Annotated in this window: 16 protein-coding genes; 7 read left to right on the forward strand and 9 right to left on the reverse strand. The window is 46.8% G+C overall.

Annotated features, from left to right (window positions below; all coding sequences use genetic code 11):
• The first annotated feature begins 107 nt into the window (after positions 1–107).
• The 4 genes from D3H65_RS23420 (at position 108) to D3H65_RS23435 (ending at position 7,561) form a co-directional block, all read left to right on the forward strand.
• Positions 108–2,486: a TonB-dependent receptor gene (locus D3H65_RS23420; RefSeq protein WP_119052638.1), complete on the forward strand. Its 2,379-nt coding sequence runs from the start codon at positions 108–110 to the stop codon at positions 2,484–2,486.
• Positions 2,487–2,565: 79 nt separating this feature from the next.
• The gene (locus D3H65_RS23425) at positions 2,566–3,438 is read left to right on the forward strand and encodes a DUF4249 family protein (protein ID WP_162915783.1); all 873 of its coding nucleotides are present in this window, start codon (positions 2,566–2,568) and stop codon (positions 3,436–3,438) included.
• Between the two features lie 61 nt (positions 3,439–3,499).
• Positions 3,500–4,222: a head GIN domain-containing protein gene (locus tag D3H65_RS23430; RefSeq protein WP_119052640.1), complete on the forward strand. Its 723-nt coding sequence runs from the start codon at positions 3,500–3,502 to the stop codon at positions 4,220–4,222.
• A 189-nt stretch (positions 4,223–4,411) separates the two neighbouring features.
• A complete protein-coding gene (locus D3H65_RS23435; RefSeq protein WP_119052641.1) occupies positions 4,412–7,561 on the forward strand; it encodes an AsmA family protein in 3,150 nt (1,049 codons plus the stop codon).
• A 264-nt stretch (positions 7,562–7,825) separates the two neighbouring features.
• Here the strand turns inward: D3H65_RS23435 and D3H65_RS23440 are convergent, their stop codons facing one another.
• The 7 genes from D3H65_RS23440 to D3H65_RS23470 all read right to left on the reverse strand — a co-directional run bounded on the left by D3H65_RS23440 (position 7,826) and on the right by D3H65_RS23470 (position 16,488).
• A complete protein-coding gene (locus D3H65_RS23440) occupies positions 7,826–9,112 on the reverse strand; it encodes a sensor histidine kinase (RefSeq protein ID WP_119052642.1) in 1,287 nt (428 codons plus the stop codon).
• Positions 9,096–10,469: a sigma-54-dependent transcriptional regulator gene (locus tag D3H65_RS23445; protein WP_119052643.1), complete on the reverse strand. Its 1,374-nt coding sequence runs from the start codon at positions 10,467–10,469 to the stop codon at positions 9,096–9,098. Before D3H65_RS23445 ends, D3H65_RS23440 begins: the two co-directional genes overlap by 17 nt.
• 48 nt (positions 10,470–10,517) lie before the next feature.
• Positions 10,518–11,699 (reverse strand): ABC transporter permease, encoded by a 1,182-nt coding sequence (locus D3H65_RS23450; RefSeq protein WP_119052644.1) that lies wholly within the window; start codon positions 11,697–11,699, stop codon positions 10,518–10,520.
• A gap of 32 nt (positions 11,700–11,731) precedes the next feature.
• Complete coding sequence (locus tag D3H65_RS23455) at positions 11,732–12,967, reverse strand: ABC transporter permease (protein WP_119052645.1); 1,236 nt, start codon at positions 12,965–12,967, stop codon at positions 11,732–11,734.
• 125 nt (positions 12,968–13,092) lie between these two features.
• Entirely contained in the window at positions 13,093–13,758 is a 666-nt protein-coding gene (locus D3H65_RS23460; protein WP_119052646.1) for an ABC transporter ATP-binding protein, read from the reverse strand.
• A 9-nt stretch (positions 13,759–13,767) separates the two neighbouring features.
• Positions 13,768–15,231: a TolC family protein gene (locus tag D3H65_RS23465; RefSeq protein WP_119052647.1), complete on the reverse strand. Its 1,464-nt coding sequence runs from the start codon at positions 15,229–15,231 to the stop codon at positions 13,768–13,770.
• A gap of 9 nt (positions 15,232–15,240) precedes the next feature.
• Positions 15,241–16,488, reverse strand: a complete 1,248-nt coding sequence (locus D3H65_RS23470) for an efflux RND transporter periplasmic adaptor subunit (protein WP_119052648.1) — start codon at positions 16,486–16,488, stop codon at positions 15,241–15,243.
• 406 nt (positions 16,489–16,894) lie between these two features.
• Here D3H65_RS23470 and D3H65_RS23475 point away from each other — a divergent pair, with 406 nt between their 5' ends.
• From D3H65_RS23475 to D3H65_RS23485, 3 genes are all read left to right on the forward strand, one after another.
• Positions 16,895–18,292, forward strand: a complete 1,398-nt coding sequence (locus D3H65_RS23475; RefSeq protein WP_119052649.1) for an MATE family efflux transporter — start codon at positions 16,895–16,897, stop codon at positions 18,290–18,292.
• Between the two features lie 118 nt (positions 18,293–18,410).
• Positions 18,411–19,433, forward strand: coding sequence for an AI-2E family transporter (locus tag D3H65_RS23480; RefSeq protein WP_119052650.1), 1,023 nt, complete (start codon positions 18,411–18,413; stop codon positions 19,431–19,433).
• 320 nt (positions 19,434–19,753) lie between these two features.
• Complete coding sequence (locus D3H65_RS23485; protein ID WP_119052651.1) at positions 19,754–20,530, forward strand: murein L,D-transpeptidase catalytic domain family protein; 777 nt, start codon at positions 19,754–19,756, stop codon at positions 20,528–20,530.
• 78 nt (positions 20,531–20,608) lie between these two features.
• Here D3H65_RS23485 and D3H65_RS23490 read toward each other — a convergent pair whose 3' ends face one another.
• Both D3H65_RS23490 and rpoN read right to left on the reverse strand, forming a co-directional pair.
• Positions 20,609–21,283 (reverse strand): hypothetical protein, encoded by a 675-nt coding sequence (locus D3H65_RS23490; RefSeq protein WP_119052652.1) that lies wholly within the window; start codon positions 21,281–21,283, stop codon positions 20,609–20,611.
• On the reverse strand, positions 21,283–22,770 hold the full coding sequence (rpoN, locus tag D3H65_RS23495; protein WP_119052653.1) for an RNA polymerase factor sigma-54: 1,488 nt from the start codon (positions 22,768–22,770) through the stop codon (positions 21,283–21,285). The genes D3H65_RS23490 and rpoN overlap by 1 nt, the downstream gene beginning before the upstream one ends.
• Positions 22,771–22,878: the final 108 nt, after the last annotated feature.

Consider the following 22,878-nt stretch of genomic DNA (forward strand, 5'->3'; position numbering starts at 1 on the left):
TTGATACGCAGCCAATAAAACCGGTTTTGTTAATATTTTCTAAATAGTATGGGTAGCGTAGGGGTAAAGAAAACTTACGTTGTCATTACTGCAAACAAAATTTCTGTATGTTACGTTCCACCATCCGTTTTTTATCCTTGTTCCTTACCCTGCTAACTTTTCATGAGGCCTCTCAGGCGCAGGCTGGAAAACCACTCACTATCAGTGGCTATATTCGTGATGCCGCCAGTGGCGAAGCGCTTATCAACGCCACTATCACGGTAAGCCCTATAGGCGCTACGGTGCAATCCAATTCGTACGGCTATTTCTCCATTACCCTTCCCGTTGGTAAATATACCGTCAACGTAAGTTATACCGGCTACAGCATTTATAAAACAGAGATCGATCTCACCGCCAGTAAAACACTGGAAGTTCCGCTGCAAACAGCTGCTGCCGAAATGGACCAGGTAGTGATAACCGGTGAAAAGAAATTGCGCAGGACCAATACCGTGGCACTGGGTATACAGCAAATGAGCATGGGACAGATCAAGAAGATCCCTGCTTTTATGGGAGAGCCTGATGTAGTAAAAGCCATGTTGACCCTGCCAGGTATCACATCGGTAGGGGAAGGTGCTTCAGGTTTCAATGTGCGTGGTGGTAATGTAGACGAGAACCTTATTATCATGGACGAAGCGCCTGTATACAACTCCTCTCACCTGCTGGGTTTCTTTTCCGTATTCAATCCTGATGCGGTGAAGAATGTAACCTTGTACAAAAGTGCTTTCCCCGCTGAATACGGTGGCCGCACCTCTTCTGTGCTGGACATCCGCATGAAAGAAGGGAATAACCAAAAGCTCACGGTTAATGGCGGTATCAGCAGCATCTTCAGCCGTATCTCTGTAGAAGGACCCATCCAGAAGGACAAGTCCTCTTTCATTGTGGCTGCCCGCCGCTCTTATATCGATGTATTGTCCAAGCCTTTCCTGAAGGAAAAAGACCGCGACAATAAATTGTACTTCTATGATATCACTGCCAAAGGAAACCTGGAGATCAATGACAAGAATACCATTTATCTCAGTGGTTATTTTGGACGTGATGTATTTGGCTTTGGCGGCGAAGCGGGTTTCGAATGGGGCAATACCACCGGTACCTTCCGCTGGAACCACCTGTTTAGTCCCCGCTTATTCCTGAATACCAGTGTATATTATTCCAAGTATGACTATAAGTTGTTCTTCAGTTCTGAAAAGGGTGCTGAAGTGGATGAAAAGTATGATTGGAAATCTGACATTCAAACTTATGGAGTAAAGCCAACACTTACCTGGTATATTAACAATAAACATACCCTGAAAACTGGGGTCAATGTTACCTACTATAACTTTTATCCCGGTAAAGGGGTAGCTACCAGCGAAGGTGTTAAGAATGATATTACCCTCAAAAAGCGCTATGGGTCAGAAATGGCCGCCCACGTGGAAGATACCTGGAAGATAAACCGTAAATGGCAGGTACAGGCTGGTGTTCGCGTCAATCACTACGCTTATCTGGGCAATACTACGGTATATTATTTCAGGGATACCACCGCCAATGTGCGCAAACCACTCGATCGCGAAGAAGTGGTGACCAGCAAGAAACCGGTTGTAGACTGGACATTCCTGGAGCCGCGCCTCTCCGTACGTTATGAGCTGAAGAAAAATACATTTCTTAAAGCAGGCTATGCCCGCAGCTCCCAATACCTGCACCTGCTGTCCAATACGGCGTCGCCTACACCGGTTGACCTGTATTTCCCCAGCACCAACAATATCAAGCCTTCCGTTACCGACCAGGTATCAGCAGGCGTAGTGACCATTCCGGAATCCCTGCCTGTGGAATTTTCTGCGGAAGTATTTTATAAAAAGATGGATGATGTGCTTGACTTTATAGACAATTCCAACCTTGAATTGAACCAGCTGGTAGAAGCCGATCTGCTTACAGGACAGGGCAGATCATGGGGGGTTGAACTGGAAGTAAAGAAAGAGACGGGCAAGTTACAGGGATGGGTGAATTATACCTATTCAAAATCTGAAAGGAAAACACCCGGCATCAGCAAAGGCGAATGGTACCTCAGCCGGTATGATCGCACGCATGTAGTGAATGCAGCCCTTACTTATTCTTATAATAAGAAATGGGACTTCTCCACCACTTTCAACCTCGGTTCTGGTACACCTGCTACCTTTCCTGATGTGCGATTGGATGTGCAAGGCATTCCTATTCCTTACAACAGTACCGAGAAGCGCAACAACTATCGTTTGCCCGCTTATCACCGGCTGGACATAGCTGCTACCATGAAGGGCCGTCAGGGTAAGAAGTTCAAACAGGAATGGGTATTTGGTATCTATAACGTATATGCCCGTAAAAACGCTTATACTGTTTATTTCCGCCAAAATGAAGATGAGCCTCAAAAGAAAGAAGCTGTTAAGCTGTCTATCCTTGGTTCCATCATCCCATCCATCACCTGGAACTTTAAATTCTAATAGTATCACCATGGAGCGCCTGTATAAAAGTGTGAGACAAGAACATGTTGACCAGGCCTCAAAAACTAAAAATGCACCAATGAAACAGTATAAATTATATATAGTCGCACTCGTAGCCCTGTACACCTTTTCTTCGTGTGAAAAAGTAATCGACGTCAATTTGCCCGACGGTGAAAAATTACCTTACCTGGATGCGTGGATCACCAACAAACCTGGTAAGCAAACCATCAAATTCCTGCGGGCAGTAAATTACCTGGAGAATAAGGCGCCCGAAGTGGTAACAGGCGCGCAGATCGTTGTTACTGATGTGACCGATAATAAAACCTACAACTTTACCTTTCAAAACGGCGCCTACGAGTACGATGCTGGAGCGGCTGCCATTGGTATCATTGGCCATACCTACAAACTTAACATCACCTGGGATGGCCAGCAGTTTGAAGCTACAGACAAACTCACCCGGGTGACTAAAGTTGATTCCATCTCCGTTGAATACCGTGATGAGGAAAAAACATCAGGCGATGAAAAAGTAGGATATTATGCAGAAATGCATGCAAGAGACCTGATCGGTGGCACAGATTACACCTGGATACGTACCTATAAAAATGGCTCCCTCAATTACCATGTGAATGAAATGGTAGCCATTGATGCCTCTTTTTACGAGGATGCTTCTGACGGCTATGTGTTCATTGAACCATTCAGAGAAGGCATTACCTCCGATGGAGAGCCCTATGAAAAAGGAGATGTAGTAAAAGTAGTGCTCCGCTCCCTGAGTAAGCCTACCTACGATTTCCTGGATCAACTCATTGATCAACTGTACAGTGGCGGCCTATTTGCCAAAGTATTGCAAAACGTACCCTCCAATATCTTCAACAAACAAGCCGACAGCAAGAAAAAGATCTATGGCTGGTTTGGTACGGTAGCTGAATCCGAATTGTCTAAAACAATAAACTAAGACGCACCCCCTGAACGCACCCACCTGCCGTAAGTATAGCCAAATTTAAAAAAGCAAAAACATGAAAAAGAGTATTCTGGTGCTGGGCGTATGGTCGCTGTTATTATTCGCGACTTCCTGTAAAAAGAAAATTAATGGGGATGGACCTTCTATTACACAATCAAGAACGGTGGCAGATTTTACGAAAGTGTCTTTGGGTATCCCGGGCATCCTGTATGTAACCCAGGAACCTGGTTATAAACTCACCATTGACGCCCAGCAAAATATCCTCGACATTATAGAAACGCCGGTTTCGGGTGGGGAACTAAGAATAAAGTTTGACAACGGTAAAAGGATTGGTTCTCATGACAAGGTCATAATAAGAGTGAGTGCGCCGCTTTTCAATGCGTTGAATGTTAGCGGCGACGGCGATATCAGTAGCAACAGTACGCTGCAATCATCTTCTTTGCGGTTAGGATTGAGCGGCTCAGGGTCTATTACCCTGGCCGGAACGGAGGTGACAGGCAAGCTGGAAGCCTTTATCTCCGGCTCAGGGAATATTCAGATAAATGGAGGTGTGGCTGATGCGGGCGATCTTAATATCAGTGGCAGCGGTGGTATTGAAATGCTGGACGTAAGTTTTAAGAATGCCATCACGCATATCAGCGGGTCAGGAAATATCAAGGCGGGCGTGGTACAACAACTGGACGCCAATATTTCCGGAAGCGGATCGGTATATTATAAGGGCGCCCCATTGATAAGTACCCATATCTCAGGTTCCGGATCTGTAAAAAAGGTGCAATAGTAGAAAACGTGAGATCATTGAATAAACAATTATTGCGTGTAGTGCATCCCCTGGTCATGAGGTTATCTGTGTTGGCCTTGCGGATGCACTTCACATAATAAAAATATTCCTTCTGTTATACGGCATAACCGGTACCGGTATCGTACTTTTGAGGTAATTAGCCTTCCTGCGCACACTAAATACCTTGTTATGTCATCATCCTTTAAGAGGATAACCGTTAAACTACTCAAGCTGGGTGGCCTTTCCCTGGGCATTGCCCTCTTGTTAATGTTCCTCCTGCCCTATATTTTTCCCGGATTTGTTTCTACCAGGATCAAGCAGTGGGCCAGGAGCAGCATCAATTCAGAACTGGATTTTTCGCGGGCCCGCCTCTCTTTCTTCCGCCATTTTCCCGCACTTACCCTCACGTTGTACGACCTGTCTGTAAAAGGATCAGCACCGTTTGAAAAAGCCACCCTCATCCAATCAGAAGAGATATCCCTCGGGGTTGACCTTTTCAGCCTGTTTACCAGCAGCACCAGTGTCGACAAAATATTCCTGACCAACGCCGATATCAATATCCTGGTCGATAAGGACGGCAAACCCAATTATAATATATACACTTCTAAAGCCAGCGATTCTACGGCTGCCACTGCAGACTCCTCCGGCGTGGCCCTGAAAATTGAAAAGATTCTCATTGAGAAGAGCCGCCTGGTATACAATGACCAGTCCCTGCCCATGGCACTGACAATGAAAGGACTTTATTATGAAGGCACCGGCGATCTGAGTAAGGCCATCTTCGACCTGCACACCCATATGGAAGTGGATTCGCTGGATTTCAATTATGATGGCCAGCCTTATGTCGTGTCCAAAAAGATCCAGGCCGATCTGATCACCAAGATCAATACCAACTCGCTGGCCCTTTTCTTTGAACAAAATGACCTTACCATTAATAAACTCCCCCTTAAGTTCAATGGTAAGTTTGAGTTTCTCAGCAATGGTTATGGCATGGATTTCACGCTAAAGTCTGCAGAAAGTGACCTCCACGATATTTTTACCGGCCTGCCTCCTGAAGTTACCCAATGGCTCGATAAGACAGACGTGCGCGGCTTCAGTGATATTGATGCCACCCTAAAAGGAAAGTATATTGCCGACAGCGCCATAATGCCCGACCTTACCCTGAATATGAAGATCCGCAACGGCTATATTGCTCATGCCGCCGCGCCTTCGCCTGTGTCAAATCTGTACCTCAACTTTCAATCGAAATTGCCGCAACTGAATACCGACAGTCTGCAGGTAACGGTTGATTCTATTTTCTTCAATATTGATAAAGACTACTTCAGCTCCGTAATCCGGCTAAAAGGACTCAGTAGTCCTAGCATTTATGCCAAAGTGAACAGTGAAATGGACCTGGAGAAATGGACCAGGGCTTTTGGCTTTCAGCCCTTTGATCTCAAAGGGAAATATACCATCCACCTGCTGGCCGATGGAAAATACGCCAGGTCGGTAGTGCCTAAGGGCCTGCGGGGTACAGATACCGTCGTGAGCAGTATCCCTCAGTTTACCATCCGCTCATCCCTGGCCAACGGCTACTTTAAATACAAGGACCTGCCACAGGCCGTAGAGAATATCAGCTTCGACCTCAACGCCTCCTGTCCCGACCACAATTATAAGAATACCAGCCTGTCTGTAGAAAAGCTCAATGCTTCGGTATTGAATAATTATATCAAAGGCTTTTTTAAGCTGGGCAACAGCAAGGACTTCCCCATCAATGCGCAGCTGCAAAGCGTATTTAACCTGGCCGACATCAGGAACTTCTATCCGCTGGATAGTATGACCCTGGCCGGCAACCTGGATATCGATGTACAAACCAATGGCAAGTACATTCCGGCTAAAAAGATATTTCCGGTAACCCAGGGTAAGTTCACCATTAAAGATGGCAGCATTCAAACGAAATACTACCCTGCCCCCCTGGAAAATATTCAAGTGAGTGCGGTTGTTACCAGCCGGAAAGGTTCCATGAAAGACCTGGTGGTGCAGGTAACTCCCGTATCATTCCGTTTTGAAGGGCAGCCATTCTTTATAAAAGCCGATCTCCAGAATTTCGAAAACCTGAAATACAATATCGCTTCCAAAGGAACACTGGATATTGGTAGGATATACCGGGTCTTTGCCCTGCAGGGCTACGATCTAAAAGGATTTATCGAGACCAACCTGTCGCTGCGCGGCCTTCAGAGCGATGCCACAGGAGGCCACTACGACCGGTTATTCAATTCAGGCACCATGAAGCTGCGGGATGTAACCCTGCGGGCTGATATGTTTCCCGTACCCTTCTACATTCGATCGGGCAACTTCAGGTTCGAGCAGGATAAAATGTGGTTCGATGCTTTCAAGGTCAATTATGGAAAAAGTAAGCTCACGCTCAATGGCTACCTCAACAATGTACTCAACTACATGATGGAAAGAGGTACACCCCTGCGTGGGCAGTTTGACCTGAACACCGACTACTTCCTGGTTGACGAGTTCATGGCTTTTGCAGATAATAAAACCGCCGCCCCGGTAGCTAATGGATCAGCCGCTGCATCCACCGCGGCCGGCGTGGTAATGGTTCCTTCCGACCTGGCCATTAGTTTTAAGGCGGATGCCCGTAAAGTACACTACAATGGCATTGACCTGAAAGACTTTAAAGGCCAGGTAACCATCGACAGTGGCGCGATCAAATTACAGGAAACCGGTTTTCAGTTAATTGATGCACCCGTGGTCATGAATGGCAATTACAAAAGCCTTTCGCCCCGTAAGGCCGTGTTTGATTACCATATCGATGCCAAAGAGTTCAATGTGAAGAAAGCCTACAAAGAAATACAGCTGTTCCACGACCTGGTACCTGCCGCCGCCAATGCAGAAGGGATCATTTCACTGGATTACCAGCTCAATGGACGCCTGGATGAACACATGAGCCCCGTTTATCCTTCTTTGAAAGGAGGTGGTGTGTTATCGGTAAAGAAAGTAAAAATGAAAGGATGGAAACTCTTCAGTGTGGTAAGCAAGGAAACCAATAAGAACATTGACAATCCCGATCTTTCCAAAGTAGACATTAAATCCACGATCAACAATAACCTGATTACGATCGAACGTACCCGCTTTAAAGTATCTCCCTTCAAATTGCGCTTTGAAGGCCAGACCAGTTTCGATGGAAAGCTCAACCTGAAATTGAGGGTAGGCCTCCCGCCATTTGGCATTATCGGCATTCCCGTGCATGTATCAGGCACACAGGATAAACCATTGGTAAAACTGCGCCGCGGACAGAATGGCGAACTGGAAGAAACAGAAGACCAGGACGAAGGAAAGGAGGAGTTGTAAGGAAGAACACTCTTTTTTGTCATTTCGACCGCAGGGAGAAATCCGCTATTGAAGCTGTCTTCGACAAGCCCCTTTAGGGGCTACCGCTTTGTAGAAAACGTATTTTAATGGTATTTGTGCGCTGTAGGCGCACCCCTGAGGAGCGTCACCTACGGCGCCGCATTATATATGCAAATATCTTTCTACAAAGCTATTGCACCTAACGGTGCAAAAATGCCCGTCAAAGAGTGATATCTTAAGTGATCGGTATTAATTGACCACTCACTACTCAAACCGGATACTAAACTCAGTAACCCCCGGCTCAATGGTCTTCAGCGAGAACTCATATCCATGATTCAGCAATATTTCACGGGTGAGGGTAAGGCCAATGCCTTGTCCGTCTTTCCGGGTACTGAAGAAAGGAGAGAATAATTGATCCGCTACATTAGGGGCAATACCCTTGCCATTGTCCCGGATGATCAGCTCCCTGGGATGAGCGCGCGTAATAAAGGCAACAGTACCTTTTTCCGGGATAGCCTCGATGGCGTTCTTAATAATGTTGATAATCGCCTGCTCCAGTTGTAAAGCATCTGACTGTATAAGCATAGGTGTTGGCGCCAGGTCAAACTGGAAAACAATCTCTTTTTCACCTGCCTTTAGCTCCATCAGCTTACCCGTATTGCGAAGCAGCTGGTGAAGGTCGGTATCCTTTTTATGCGGCTCGGGCAACCGTACTACGTCGGCAAAGTTGCGCATGAAAATATTAAGGTTGTGGTTGCGGTCAATAGCAACCTGTAATGCGTTGCTGATAGTAGCACTGTTTTCATGCGCCTGCAAGGTAGATTGCAGAATGGAATTAACCGGCCCTACCGTATTGTTCACTTCATGCGCCATCATACGGATCACTTTCCCATAGGCCTTCTTCTCGGCAGCCATGATCTCAATGGTCAGTTCCTCCAGCATGATAAAATACCGGGCAAAACCCCGGTCTATAAAGTGCGACTTCTGCAATTTATACGTCTCGATCCCATTCATGGTCACCGTTTTGCTTTCTCCCGACGACAGCCTGCTGATCTCCTGCAGCAAGGGATGGAATATGGCATGTACTGGTTTGCCCAGTAACACTTTTTCTTCCAGGCCCAGCAGGGTCAATGCCTGGGGATTGAGCTGGTGAATACATTCATCATAATCAAGAATGATAATGCCCGTAGGGGAGGTATTGATCAGCTTCTCCAGAAAGAAATGCTGCTGTTCCTGTTTGGTGCGCTCTTCTCTCAATTCATCTATCATGGCATTGTACACATTAATGAGTTGATCCATTTCATATTTGCCGGTGGTCAGGAATTTTACATTGAAATCCCGGTCGCGGATAGCATCTACCCCCTGCATCAAAGTCTTGAGCGGACTGATCAGCTCCCTGTACAATCTCCACGCTACAATAGCGGAGATCAGTACCAGCACCTCCGATGCAATAAAGAAGATCTTGTTCTCTCTGAATATAAAAAAGGTCAGGACCAGGGTAACCAGGTGAATAATGCCAACAAACAGGATGTATTTAGTCCGCAGTCTCATCGTAAGGAATATTGAATTTCTCCAGCCGCCGGTACAGGGCACTGCGCGTGATGCCCAGGGCTTTGGCCACCCGGGTAATACGGCCTTTGTGGAATTCCATGGCTTTACGGATCATCTTTATCTCCAATTCCTCCAGCGTAATGCTACCTACTTCCGGCAAATCGATATTGCCTTTTTGCCGGGGTGATGTTTCCAGTTGGGATTGAAGATCCCCTACCTCCAGGTAGTCTTTTTTGCTTACCAGTACCGAGCGCTCCACCAGGTTCTTTAATTGACGGATATTACCGGGCAAGGGCAATTGCTGTAACCACTTCATGGCTTCACGGCTAATTGCCAGGGCGGGACGGCTATAGATCTCGCGCAGGTTGTTGAGGAAAAAGTTTACCAGCAATGGAATATCTCCCGGGCGCTCTCTTAAAGCAGGCAACCGTATCGTGATTAAATTAATGCGGTACAAAAGGTCTTCCCGGAAACTTCCCTTGCTCACCATCTCTTCCAGTGGCCGGTTGGTAGCACAAACTACCCGCACGTCCACTGTTTTCGTTCTGCTGCTTCCCAGTACTTCATATGTTCTGTCCTGCAATACCCTTAGCAACTTAACCTGGCTACCGGGATCCAGGTCGCCGATCTCATCTAAGAAGATCGTACCCTTATTGGCCATTTCAAAACGCCCTGTGCGGTCAAAGCGGGCATCTGTAAATGCCCCCCGCACATGGCCAAACATTTCACTGTCAAATAAGGAAGTTGAAATGCCTCCCAGGTTTACTTTCACAAAGGGCTTATTGCTGCGCAGGCTATTCTGATGAACGCTTTCCGCGATCAATTCTTTGCCGGTACCACTTTCACCCATGATCAGTACACTTGCATCCGTGGCAGCTACCCGGCCAATGGTTTCCAGGATGTCCAGCATGGCATCGTCCTCCCCAATGATATGCTGAAAATTATAGAGGCTATCCAGTTTTTTGCGGCTTAGCTTTTCTGTTCTCTTTTCCTGCAGGTTGAGCAAGGTGCTGATGGATTGCAGCAAGTGGTCATTGCTCCAGGGCTTATTGATAAAATCATTGGCTCCCAGCTTCATGCCTTTAACCGCCAGTTCAATAGTGGCCCAGCCTGTAATAAGGATCACCGGGATAGCTGGCCGGAGGTTTCGTATTTGCCCGAGCAACAACATGCCTTCGTCGCCGGAGGTCTCAATAGAAAAGTTAAGGTCCAGGATGATCAGGTCAGGCGCCTGCTGCTGTAATACGGCCAGCGCCGACGCCGATGAATCAGCAGTGGCAGTGGCATATCCCTGCTGTTCCAACAGCAACTGCAGGGACGTCCTTACTGCCACATCGTCGTCTATAATTAAGATCATAATGCCGGAAAAAGTTTCAAGTTACTGGTATTTGACAACTCTGTGATCCTAATCTTCGTGTAAAGCCACGGCAGGATAGATAGCGGCTGCCTGCTTGCCTGGGTACAATGCGCAGACCATTACCAGCCCATAAATAAATACGACCGACAACCCGATAGCAGTCAGGTATACCCCAGCCGGCATATCAAATACATTCAGCAGTGGAAACTGTACCGCAAAAAAACAACCTACCAGCAACGCCATGGTAGACAATACCAATGCCTCACTCACCAGCTGCCGGGATATAGATTGCCCCGTTGCCCCCACTGCCCTGCGCAAGCCGATCTCGCCCCTGCGCCGGTTAATATTGTACCAGAGCACACCAAACAGGCCGAGCGCCACATTGATCACCAGGAAGCCAGCTACGATCATCATGATGATCATGGGCACCAGCGTCATACTGTTTTTGCTAACCCGTTTATTGGTCAGGTGCTCGATCTCCACCGTTGCATTCGGCATATAGGCGGCCAATGCCTTGTAGAGGCGGCCTTCGAAAGCTATATTGGCTGTTGGTTTTACCCTTACCAATATTACTTCCATCCAGCGGTAAGAGCTGGTATCTGCTCTCCTGTAAAGTGAAGGTTCTATGGCCTGGTAATCGCCCTTTTCTTTGATGTCGTGGATAACACCTATTACCTTTAAAGGCCGCTCTGATCCTTTGTCCAGCACTTTCCCCACCGCATTGGCGTTCCCAAATAACTTTTCCTTCAGAAAATTATTGAGCACTACCGGCCTGTAGTTGGCGCCGGCATCAGCCCTGGAAAACCACCGGCCTTCCTGCATGATAAGGCCCAGTGCAGCTGCATAACCATCCTGCACGGTATAATCATTTACCCCGGATATATGCATCCCTTCGTAGTTCACATTGTTTTGTGAAGTGCTCATGGAAAAGGGAATATTGTGGCCGGTAAAACTTACAGCAGCTATTTCAGGCATGGAGGTCAGCTGATTCCTGAGGGCTTCAAAATACAATGACAGGGAGTCATTGCTTTGGGGTCTTTGTTCGATCCGGAATTGGATGGCCCATACCGGCTCATAGTCGAAATTCATTGGTTTACGGTAGTTCTTGTAGTAATATACCACCATCGTGAAGACGGCAAAGATCACCAGGAAGGAAACCAGTATTTCCAGCATCAGCACAAAATTTTGCTTCTTTTTATTCCAGATCAGTTTAAACAAATGTTTCAGCATAAAATGCAATTAATAAGATGAGAAATAAACGCCTATTGCGCTTTAAGTGCCGTTACTACCTGCAACTTCGACATACGCCAGGCTGGATATACACCCGAAAACAAGCCAAATAGCAGGCAGGCCAATAATGCCCAGGCCAATACAGTGAAATTGATGGCCAGGTACACCTGTGGCAGTAGCTGGCTGCTGTTGAGAATGGCAATGATGATGGCAGATAGTGCAATGCCCAGTATGCCGCCGATAAGGGTGAGGATAATGTTCTCAATAATGAATTGGTATACCAGCGTTCTGGAAGAGGCGCCAAAGGCTTTGCGTACGCCTATCTCCGACGACCTTTCCATGATTCGGCTGATATTAATATTGATCAGGTTCAGGGTAGGCAGCAACATAAAGAACAAGGCAAACAGGCTAATGGAGAGAATGAACTTGTTAACCCCCGAACTTTCATCCTTGCCCAATAAGGTGCGCGTAAAACTAGCCAGGTAGCTGTCTGCATAACAGTCGAGTTTATCAAACTCCATCCCTTTTAAAGGTATCCGGGCAACCGTCTGCTGAAATTCTTCCTGTATTTTGGGTAGGTCGGCTGCTGACCGCGCCAGTATGATCGCTGTATAACTACCATCAAAACCGGTATTGCTACGCTCTGTTTTAGATAAAGTATAAGGCAGGTACAGGTCACCATAAGAAAATAATATGGTAATAGGCACACTCTTTACCACTCCGGTAACGCGGTATCGCACATTGTCAGTTTCAATATATTTTCCTACAGCACTTGCCTCTCCGAAATAGGCCTGCTTTGTTTTTTCTGAAATGACCGCAACATGGTCTCCATTGGCAATCTCCTGTGCGGTATACGGTCTGCCTTCAAGAAACTGAAACTCTTGTACATCCCAAAACTCGGCATTCGTATACTTCATATCGATCTCCAGTTTCTTATTGTTGACATAAGTATTGGTAGTAGAAAAAATGGAAGAGATAGCTACCTTCTCCGGGGTTTTCAAACTGCTTACATACTTATTCAGAAAATAGTAGCTCAGCGGGCCATTACTAAAGTAAAAGGTCTTCGAATTTGAACGCAATGCAGTATTGATATACAAGGACCGGCTGCGCCTGGTATCGGGATACTGCGGACTGATCAGGTGATCCAGGAAAGCTGTCAGCACAATTAATATTGTCAGCGTAAAGCTGATGCCAAACAAGCTGATGAACGTAAAGAACTTACGCCGCTTCAGTACTGCAATGGCTATTTTGAAATAATTTTTTAACATAAGAAGTCTGTTTTCTTATAAGTTGATGACTAGGGGTTCTTGTGATTACCGGTAGCACAGAAGTCGACTACTCGCTATTGACTGTCTTTTGCTCGCAGCTCGCAGCTCTAAGCTCGCAACTGGCCCTAACTCACCTGCGTTCCGTCAAACAACCTTACCAACCGGTGTGTCTTACGCGCCATGTTTTCATCGTGTGTTACCATTACGATTGTTGTCTTTTCAGTATTGTTCAACTGCAAGAGGATCTCCATGATCTCATTGCCCATGGCACTGTCCAGGTTGCCCGTAGGTTCATCCGCCAATATGATCTCCGGTTCTCCTACGATGGCCCGCGCAATGGCTACCCGTTGCTTTTGGCCGCCGGAAAGCTGCGTAGGGAAATGTTTCATGCGATTACTGAGTCCCACTTTCTCCAGCGCCGCCTTGGCCAGCTGTGTGCGTTCCCTGGCTGAACTGGTACGGTACAGCAGTGGCAGCTCTACATTGTCCAACACCTTCAGGTCATTGATCAGGTGATAACTCTGAAAAATAAAACCGAGTTTTTTATTCCTGAAATGCGCCATCTGCTTGTCTGATAATTGCGTGGTCGACTCGTTGCCGATCTTTACATCCCCTTTGGAGGGCGCATCCAGCAGCCCCATAATATTGAGCAGCGTGCTTTTGCCGCAGCCCGAAGGCCCCATGATGGATAGGAACTCTCCTTTCTCTACCGTCAGGTTCACATTGTTCAACGCCAGTGTTTCCACCGTGCTGGTGCGGTATACCTTTTCAATGTTCTGTAATTGTATCATACGGTTGTTTTATTTATAATTGATCTTTTCATTTTTCTCAAAATCGTACAGAGAAAGATAACGCAACTGATAATAAGCCCCCCACAGATCACGCAAAGCAAAAACGTAATCCCGTTTTGCCTGGTCTTTCTCCTGGAAGGCAATACTGAGGTCCGTAATACTTAAATGCCCCAGCACGTACCGCTCCCTGGCGATCTGGTATTTTTCTGTAGCAATACTGTCGGCCTGTGCTGTCAGGATCAGCTGGTCCTGCATCATGTCAAATAAAGTTACCTGTGTAAAGATCTCCTGCCGGAAGATCTGCTGATCCTGTTCCACTGCATATTGTACAAATTTCTGATTGGCTTCTGCTGTTTTTAATCTTGACCGCGACCGGCCCCAATCCAGGATGGGGATGTCAAATACCAGCTGGAACAGTTGCTGATCCTTGGGCGACCTGTAAACCGCTGGTAAGTTAAGCGCACTATTGGAAAATCCGAGGCGGGCAGTGAGCGTGGCATTCAGGCTATTATCACCCCTGGCCTTGGCAACATCCCGTTTGGCCTCTATCACTTTGCGCTGAAAGGCAATGGCATCAGAACGGTTGGCAAAGGCTTCCGTCAACACTTTATCAGCGGACACCTTAATGTTGATAGAAGAGCCTGGCAACTCCAGGGCAATCTTTTCATCACTTTGCAGGCCCGTGTACGACCGTAGGTTCAGCACCGCGATCTCCCTATCCCTTTTGGCGCTGGCTACTGATTTTTTTGACTTCAGCAGTTCCAGCTGCAATTGAAGTATTTCATTGTGCGAGACCTTGCCCAGTTCAAACTTCTCATTCGCTATCCGGAGTATGTTGGTGGTGTTGTTGAAATTCGTTTCTGCAATTTGCAGGTTCACCTGCGCCAGCAACAGGTCGAAAAAATAGCCGGAAGCTTTTATAGCGATAAGTTCCATCGACTCTATATATTCCTGCCGGCTCTCATTGTATTTCAGCGGTTCAATACGCTTGTCCCATTTCAGGCTGTTGAACATGAACAGCGGCTGGCTATATCCCAGTGCATAGGGTACCCCATTGTACAATGTGTTCTTACGGTCAAAGTCATCGAATCGTTGCAGCTGCGTCGTGCCAAAGATGGTACCCCCCGTTTTGGCAATACTTTGCTCCAGGGAGAGGTTCAGGGAAGAGTTGTTGTTTCTTACCGGCTGAAAGTCAATCGTACCATTGGGTTGCATGATCTCCTGGTAGGTTTTGCTGTAAGCCGGTAGCCGGCCGTCCAGTACAAGCTGTGGCTTGTAATTGGATTGATACGTACGCCATTGCCAGTATTTGTTTTCTTTTAACGTCACTGCCTGCCTGGCGGCAATGGATTGGTTTTTTGCCATGGCCACCACATCCGTCAGGTTAAACCGCAGGGTGTCGGCAGCAGATTGACCCGCTAACCGGGTGCCTGATAATAACAACGCAATCCCTATATAATTGATCCGCTTCATAAATACCCCTTAGTCTTTAATGGTGATTTCCTGCAGGTGTTTGTATTGGCTCATATCCGAGGTAATGATCACTTCGCCCGGCGCCACATTGTCTTTTAGTTCCACATAGTCAAAGTTGGACAACCCGATATGTACTGTGCGCCGGATAGCTTTGCCGTTTTGCACGACGAAAATATCCTGCGTGGCGGTCCCTTTAAAAGCGCTGCCATTGGCTACCCGCAATATATCGTTGCTGGTAGCCGTCACCAGGAAAAGATCCAGCTTCATATTGGGGCGTAGCAGTTTGCTGCTGCGGTTGTCCAGCTGCACATCAAAAGACAGGATGTTATTTTGTACAGCCGGATGAACATTCATGATCACCCCTCTTAGCAGCGAATCATTGATGCGGGCTATCACTGGCAGACCGGTGCGTACCTGGCCGGCAAAAGCATCGGATATGCTGCCTGTTATTTTAAAGCTGCCCAGGTCGGCTACCTTTACCAGCGATTCCCCTTCATTTATTTTGGAGCCAATGTTCTTATTCACCCAGGTGATGACCCCATTGCGGTTGGCCACAATATTGGCCTGCAGCAGCTTGCGCTCCAGTTCATCCAGGTCCTTGTATTGTATCTGTGCGGCGATTTCAGATTCCCGCATATCCGTTTGCATCGTCAGCTGTTTGTTTTTGATCTCGTTTTCCAGCTGTCTTTTTTCCAGCTGGGCTATGCGGAGATCAAGCTCTGCCTGTTCCACTTCTTCCCGGGTGCCGCCACCTGCTTTGAGCAATCGCCTGGCATCCTGTACACCTGCCTGCAGGCTGTTGATCTTTAGCTGCTTGATAGAGTCATTGGCTTTCAGGTCATAAAAACTCTTATCCAGTTGTAATTTCAGGCGCGATATATTGTTCTTTTTCAATTCAAGTTGAAACTTCAACTTTTCCAGCTCTATCTGCGTAAAGGCTTTGTCCAGCTCTAATACAGACTGACCCATCTTAACCGGTGTGCCTGCATCCAGCAATACATTTTTGATCACCGCATTGATGGGACTGGTAATTACTTCTTCAAACTCCGGCAATATCTCTCCGGTGGCGGTGATGGTATTCTCCACATTGCCTTTTTCCACTACAGCCGTGGTGATGGCCGACCGGTTGATGGTGGAGGACAATGAATGGCGTAACAACCACCCGGCTGTACCCAGGGCAATCACGATAAGAATGATCCAGCCTATTAATTTTCGTTTGCGTTGTCGGATGATGTTAGGGGCTATTGCGCTGTCCATACCTGGCTACTGTTTGGATTATAATCTTCCAAGCGGGGTGCCAATCATAGAAAGCGCATAATCAGTTGGTTATTCAAAATCCCTAAACCAAAAATGTCCGGTATCGAACATTCTGATCGCTAAAATGCTTGCTGTTTCTTATTGCTTCCCAGACACTTCAGCTTTCCTGCTTATCAGCCTTTCTCAATTCCTGCAAATCCTTTAGATCCTAAAAATCTTGGTTCCGACAGTTAATTTCTTTAGATTTGAAATCTCAATACCATTGTAATATGAAAGTCTCCACGTTCCTCGGATCCGTCGTCCACTAACTCAGGAACAAATTTTATTGCCCCCTTTTGCCCGCACTTACTGCGGTCTTCATTGTCATTTACTTATTTAATCAATTCAACTCAGAAAGGAGTTTTGTATGCCATTGACTCAACCAAACAAAAAAACGTCTGTCCTGTCATTTATTAAACAGGCACTTCAGGGAGAGAACCAGGATTTTACACAAGGCAGTATTCGTAAAGGAGTACTCCTGTTGGCCATTCCCATGATCCTCGAAATGGTCATGGAAAGCATTTTTGCATTAGTAGACATTTATTTTGTTGGCAGGACGGAACATGCCCGGCAAGCCATCTCTACAGTGGTACTGACAGAATCTGTACTCACCATTTTGTATTCAGTGGCCATGGCCCTGGGTATGGGTGCTACTGCCGTGGTGGCCCGTCGGGTAGGTGAAAAGAATATAGAAGGCGCCTCCAAAGCGGGTGCACAGGCCATGAACCTAGCGCTGATGATCACATTCGTCATTAGTGTTGCAGGTGTATTGCTGGCGCCGCATATCCTGCATGTAATGGGAGGGTCACCGGAAGTGATTGCGCTGGGTACTCCTTATACCCGCATCATGTTTGGCGGCTCTGTGGTGATCATGTTGCTGTTTCTTATCAACGGTATTTTCCGGGGTGCAGGCAATGCCGCTATTGCCATGTGGTCATTGGGGATCGCCAACGTGTGCAATATCATTCTTTGCCCCATACTCATTCATTTTTACGGATTGATGGGGGCGGCTATTGCCACTACTATAGGAAGAGGAATTGGTGTGTCGTACCAGTTGTATCACCTGTTCAAAGGGAAGGGCTTATTGCGCATTAAGCGTGCACACTTTTCCCTCGACCTGGGCATTTTCAAGACCATCTTCGACCTCTCCTGGGTGGTATTTGTACAGTTCTTTATTGCCTCTGCCAGCTGGATGTTCCTGGCCAGGCTCATTACCCGCTTTGGTGATGATGCCGTAGCCGGCTATGGCGTCGCCATCCGCATACTTATGTTCTTCATTTTGCCTGCCTGGGGTTTGAGCAATGCTGCTGCTACCCTCGTAGGGCAAAACCTGGGTGCTCAACAGCCGGAGCGTGCCGAACAGTCGGTGTGGAAAACGGCCAAATACAGTGCTATTTTCATGGCCATCGTGATCCTGATATTCCTCGTGGGATCAGAATTCATCACCTCGTTCATGAACAAAGATGCCGGGGTAGTTAAAATTGCGACCGAGGCGCTCCATATAGTCAGCCTGGGCTATATCTTTTATGGAGTAGGGATGGTGGTTACCAGCGCCTTCAATGGGGCGGGTGATACCAAAACCCCCACATGGATCAACCTGGTTGCCTTCTGGCTTTTTCAAATACCCGTGGCTTACCTCTTGTCTGTAACACTAAAATGGGGACCTACCGGTGTTTTTGTTGCCATAGTTACAGCAGAAGCAGGCATTAGTGTTGCTGGTGTGCTTATCTTTCGGCGGGGAGCCTGGAAAAAAGTGAAGATTTAAAACTTACTACTGGTTACCGGTTTCTGGTACTTTATGTGTAGCTTGTCGATCAATTATTTATGATGTGGCAGGCTGCTCAAAGAGTCAGTGCCCGGTAACCAGAAACCAGCAATCAGCTATGAATACCATACCTAACAATGCCATTCGACAGGTATTGCTATTGATCACCATATTGCTCATTGGCACTGTATTATTCATCTACCTGCAATCATTTATTCCTGCCTTTCTGGGCGCCTATACGCTGTATGTGCTCATGCGCAAATACATGTTTATTTTGCAGGGGAAGTATAAGTGGAACAAGAACCTGGCAGCTACATTACTCATGCTGCTCTCGTTTTTGATCATCATGGTGCCCATACTGGTATTCGCCAATTTGATGACAGCGCGTATCGCTTTTGCCGTCAATCATTCCTCCGAGTTGCTCACCTCTATTCAGAACTTTATTGCCAAATACGAAAAGCAATACGATATCCATATCCTGACCAGCGAAAATATCCGGCGCATCTCTGCCATGGGCGCCGAAACATTGCCCAAGATATTAGGCGCCACGTTCAATACCCTCACCACCATCATCATCATGTATTTTATACTTTACTTCATGCTGGTAGATGGGCGTAAAATGGAGTCTCACTTTTATGAATGGGTACCCCTGAAAGATGAAAACCTGCTATTGCTGCGTAAAGAACTGAACTCCCTGGTCAATTCCAATGCCATCGGTATACCCCTCATTGCTTTGCTGCAGGGCGTCGTGGGCCTGATTGGATATATTATCCTGGGCGTTGACGAACCGATATTTTGGTTTGTGATTACCTGTATTGCCGCCATGCTGCCCGTAGTAGGCGCTGCCATGGCCTATATTCCCCTGAGCCTGTTGTTTTTTGCCAACGGCGCTTCGGGAAAGGGTATCATTATGCTGGTATATGGATTTGGCATTATAGGAACCGTTGACAATATCTTCCGGTTCTGGCTGCAAAAAAAGCTGGGCGATGTACACCCCCTCATTACCGTATTTGGGGTCATTATCGGCGTCAGCATGTTTGGATTTATTGGCCTCATCTTTGGCCCTATTTTGATCTCTCTTTTCTTGCTTATGATCAAGATTTACGCCAATGAATTCAGTACCAAAGAAGGACATTCCTGATGGAGCAGATAACTAACTCCCTGATAGTTATAACATTTAATCTTATAGATGCCATTCCGGGGTAATGGCCCCATGTTATATTCCGGCAGGTCCCTGTATGGGACACAATAAAATTCCCCCTCCCGGGCCTGCATTGCACCATACTATTTGATACTTTCCTGCCGTTTATAAACCGGTCAATGACGATGTGCCGGGCGACAATTGATGCAGGTCAAACCGAAGCCGGATGCAGGTTTACCCCAACCAGTCATTGAACATTAATTCGTATGACCGTTTGTTTTTAAGAAGAGTGGCTGTTGCCTCTGTGAAAACTTAAACCCATGTACCGTCCAATTCGATCTATACTTAGTGGTGCCTTATTGTTCTTTTTTGTGATATGCCCGGTGTTTATGTCTGGCAGCAATAAAGAAAATTATATAAGCTTTAAATCACGCACCCCATTAATACTTTATAACTCCCCGGCAAATACCGTTGTCAAATCTGCCCAGGATCTTATTTGTGAAGAAGCAGCTTTCCTATACGATAGTTTACGCCTCCAAAAGCTTGGCCTTCGAAAGGAAGCGTTGGAATATGCCCTTAAAGGCTATAAGAAGCTGGTGAAAAATGAGGTACTTCCCAATGACAGTGTGTTGTCTATATGCGACTTCAGCCAGTCCTCCCGTAAGAAGCGCCTGTATGTAATTGACCTGGCACACAAGAAAATACTGATCAATACTTATGTGGCCCATGGAAAACGGTCCGGTAAAGAGTTTGCCTGGTCATTTTCCAATAAGCCCGAATCCTACAAAAGCAGCCTGGGATTTTATATTACACGCAATACTTACCAGGGAGCCAACGGTCTCTCCTTAAATATTGACGGCCTGGAACAAGGGATCAATGATAAAGCGTTTGAACGCAGGATTGTGATCCATAGCTCTACCTATGTAGGAAAACGCTGGTTAAAAGAGAATGAATTTTCGGGCAGGAGCCTTGGATGCCCTGCGGTTCCCGTAAATGAATTAGACCAGGTAATTTATACTATTAAGGATGGTTCTTGTCTTTTCATTTACCATCCTGCAAGATCCTATCTGACAAGGTCCAACATATTGAACGGCTAGTTTGGACATGAACTTCAGATGGTTTGAAGGCGGGAAAGCTCAATATAGGTTCGTACCCTAGGATTGGGCTTTTCTATTTTATAACCACCAGGCTACCAGCTGACAAGCTGCGCCCGTAAAAAAGCCCAGGTAGATCTCCTCCTTGCTATGATCACTTACGATCAGGCGGGAGGTGCATACGATACCTGCGATCAATAGGGAAACTGCGAAATACTGACCTGTTGGTTCCTGGCTGAACAATATCATCAAAAGGAAGAACATGACCATGCCGCCAACCGCAGTGGCATGCATGCTTACCTTCAGGCGGATATTCCACATCCAGGCGCTACAAACTGCCAGGAAGCTGCCCAGTAAAAAGTGGACAAAGAAGAGAGGTGTTCTCTGTTGATTCTTAAAAACATACCATATCCAGAAATAGAAGATAATAGCTGCCGCGTAAGGAATAATGCGCTCACGCTGTGTACGCAGGAACATCGATTCTACAAATCCTAGTCCCTTCATCAGCAATACAGAAAAGGCAGGAAGAAAACCACTGCTGAAAAATACAGCGGCCATCACAAAGAACTTATCCCGGTCTCCATACCCCGCAAATGCCAGTGGGTGTATGTACAGTAGGAAGGCCGTTACATAAGTAGGGATCAGTATCGGGTGGAATACATAGGAGAAAAGATGCGCCAGCAAGCGAAATACAACTGGCTGCCCGGAACGATCACCGCCATTCAGTGAAGGCGTTGGGAGACTGATATTTTCCATTATAATTCTTTGCGCAGCCTCGCCACCGGGATATTCAGTTGCTCACGGTACTTGGCCACAGTTCGTCGTGCAATATTATAGCCTTTTTCCTGGAGCATGTCCGTTAATTTTTCATCACTCAGCGGCTTCTTTTTACTTTCTCCCTCGATCAGGTCACTTAATATTTTCTTCACCTCACGCGTACTCACCTCTTCCCCGCTATCCGTACTCAATGATTCGCTAAAGAAGAACTTCAGCCGGTAGGTGCCAAATTCCGTTTGTACAAACTTGCTGTTGGCCACCCGGCTCACTGTAGAGATGTCCAACCCTGTCCTTTCAGCTATATCCTTCAGGATCATGGGTCTTAAGGTCGTTTCATCGCCTGTAAGAAAGAAGTCCCGCTGGTAGTCCATGATCGTTTCCATCACACTGGTCAGCGTATGCTGCCTTTGTTTGATGGCGTCAATAAACCATTTGGCGGCATCTATCTTTTGCTTAATGAATATTACCGCTTCCTTCTGCCGCTTATCTTTCTTACTTCCCTTGTCGTACTCCTTCAGCATATCCCGGTACCCCTCGCTGATGCGGAGATCAGGTGCATTCTTCGAGTTGAGCGTTAGTTCCAGTTTACCCCCATTATTGAAAATGAAGAAATCCGGTACCACATAGCTTTCAGCTTTATTGATATCGCCATGATTGCCCCCCGGCTTGGGTGTAAGCCGGATGATATGGCCGATCACGTCCTTCAATCCGTCATCGCTCAGGTTCAGTCCCCGTTGTATCTTGTCGTAGTGCTTTTTGGTAAATTCATCGAAGTAGTTCGTCAGCACATCGATCGCCGTTTCTACTTTTTTCCCCTGTACTTTTTGCCGTTGTAGCTGCAGCAGCAGGCATTCCTGCAGGTTGCGTGCACCTACGCCGGGAGGGTCAAACTGTTGTATCAGCCGGATCACACTCTCTACTTCCTGCTCATTACTGTCGATATTTTGCCGGAAAGCGAGGTCGTCCACAATAGCCGATGATTCACGCCGCAAATACCCGTCGTCGTCAATACTGCCCACGATCTGCTCGGCAATCCGGCGCTGCCGGTCATCCAGCTTCAGCATGCCCAGTTGTTCCAGCAGGTGCTCGTGGAAAGAGGTCTCGATCCGGTAAGGAATGACCTTGTTGTCATCCACCTCCGGGTAGTTGTCGTCCTTCATCTTATACTCAGCAATTTCCCCGTCATCGTCACCTACGTATTCGCTGATATCGATGTTGTCATATTCATCTTCACTCCCATCCGGCTCAAAATCATCGTCTGAGCTCTCAAACTCGTCTTTGGTTTCCGTATCAAATTGGTCATCATGATCTTCATCCGAAACCTCCAGGGCCGGATTCTCTTCCAGTTCTTCTTTGATCCGTTCTTCCAGGTTGGCAGTAGGGACCTGCAGCAGCTTCATTAACTGAATTTGCTGGGGCGATAGCTTTTGTAATAATTTTTGTTGTAAGCTTTGACTCAGTGCCATTGTTCGTCAGGGGTTTTTATCCACCGTCGCCAAAAAACTTGGAAAATCGGCGGCAACCACAAAAATCAGGCCGTAAATTTACGGACAAATGTAATGAACGTGGACCAA

Origin of the sequence: Paraflavitalea soli, assembly GCF_003555545.1 — a bacterium.
Lineage (GTDB): Bacteria > Bacteroidota > Bacteroidia > Chitinophagales > Chitinophagaceae > Paraflavitalea > Paraflavitalea soli.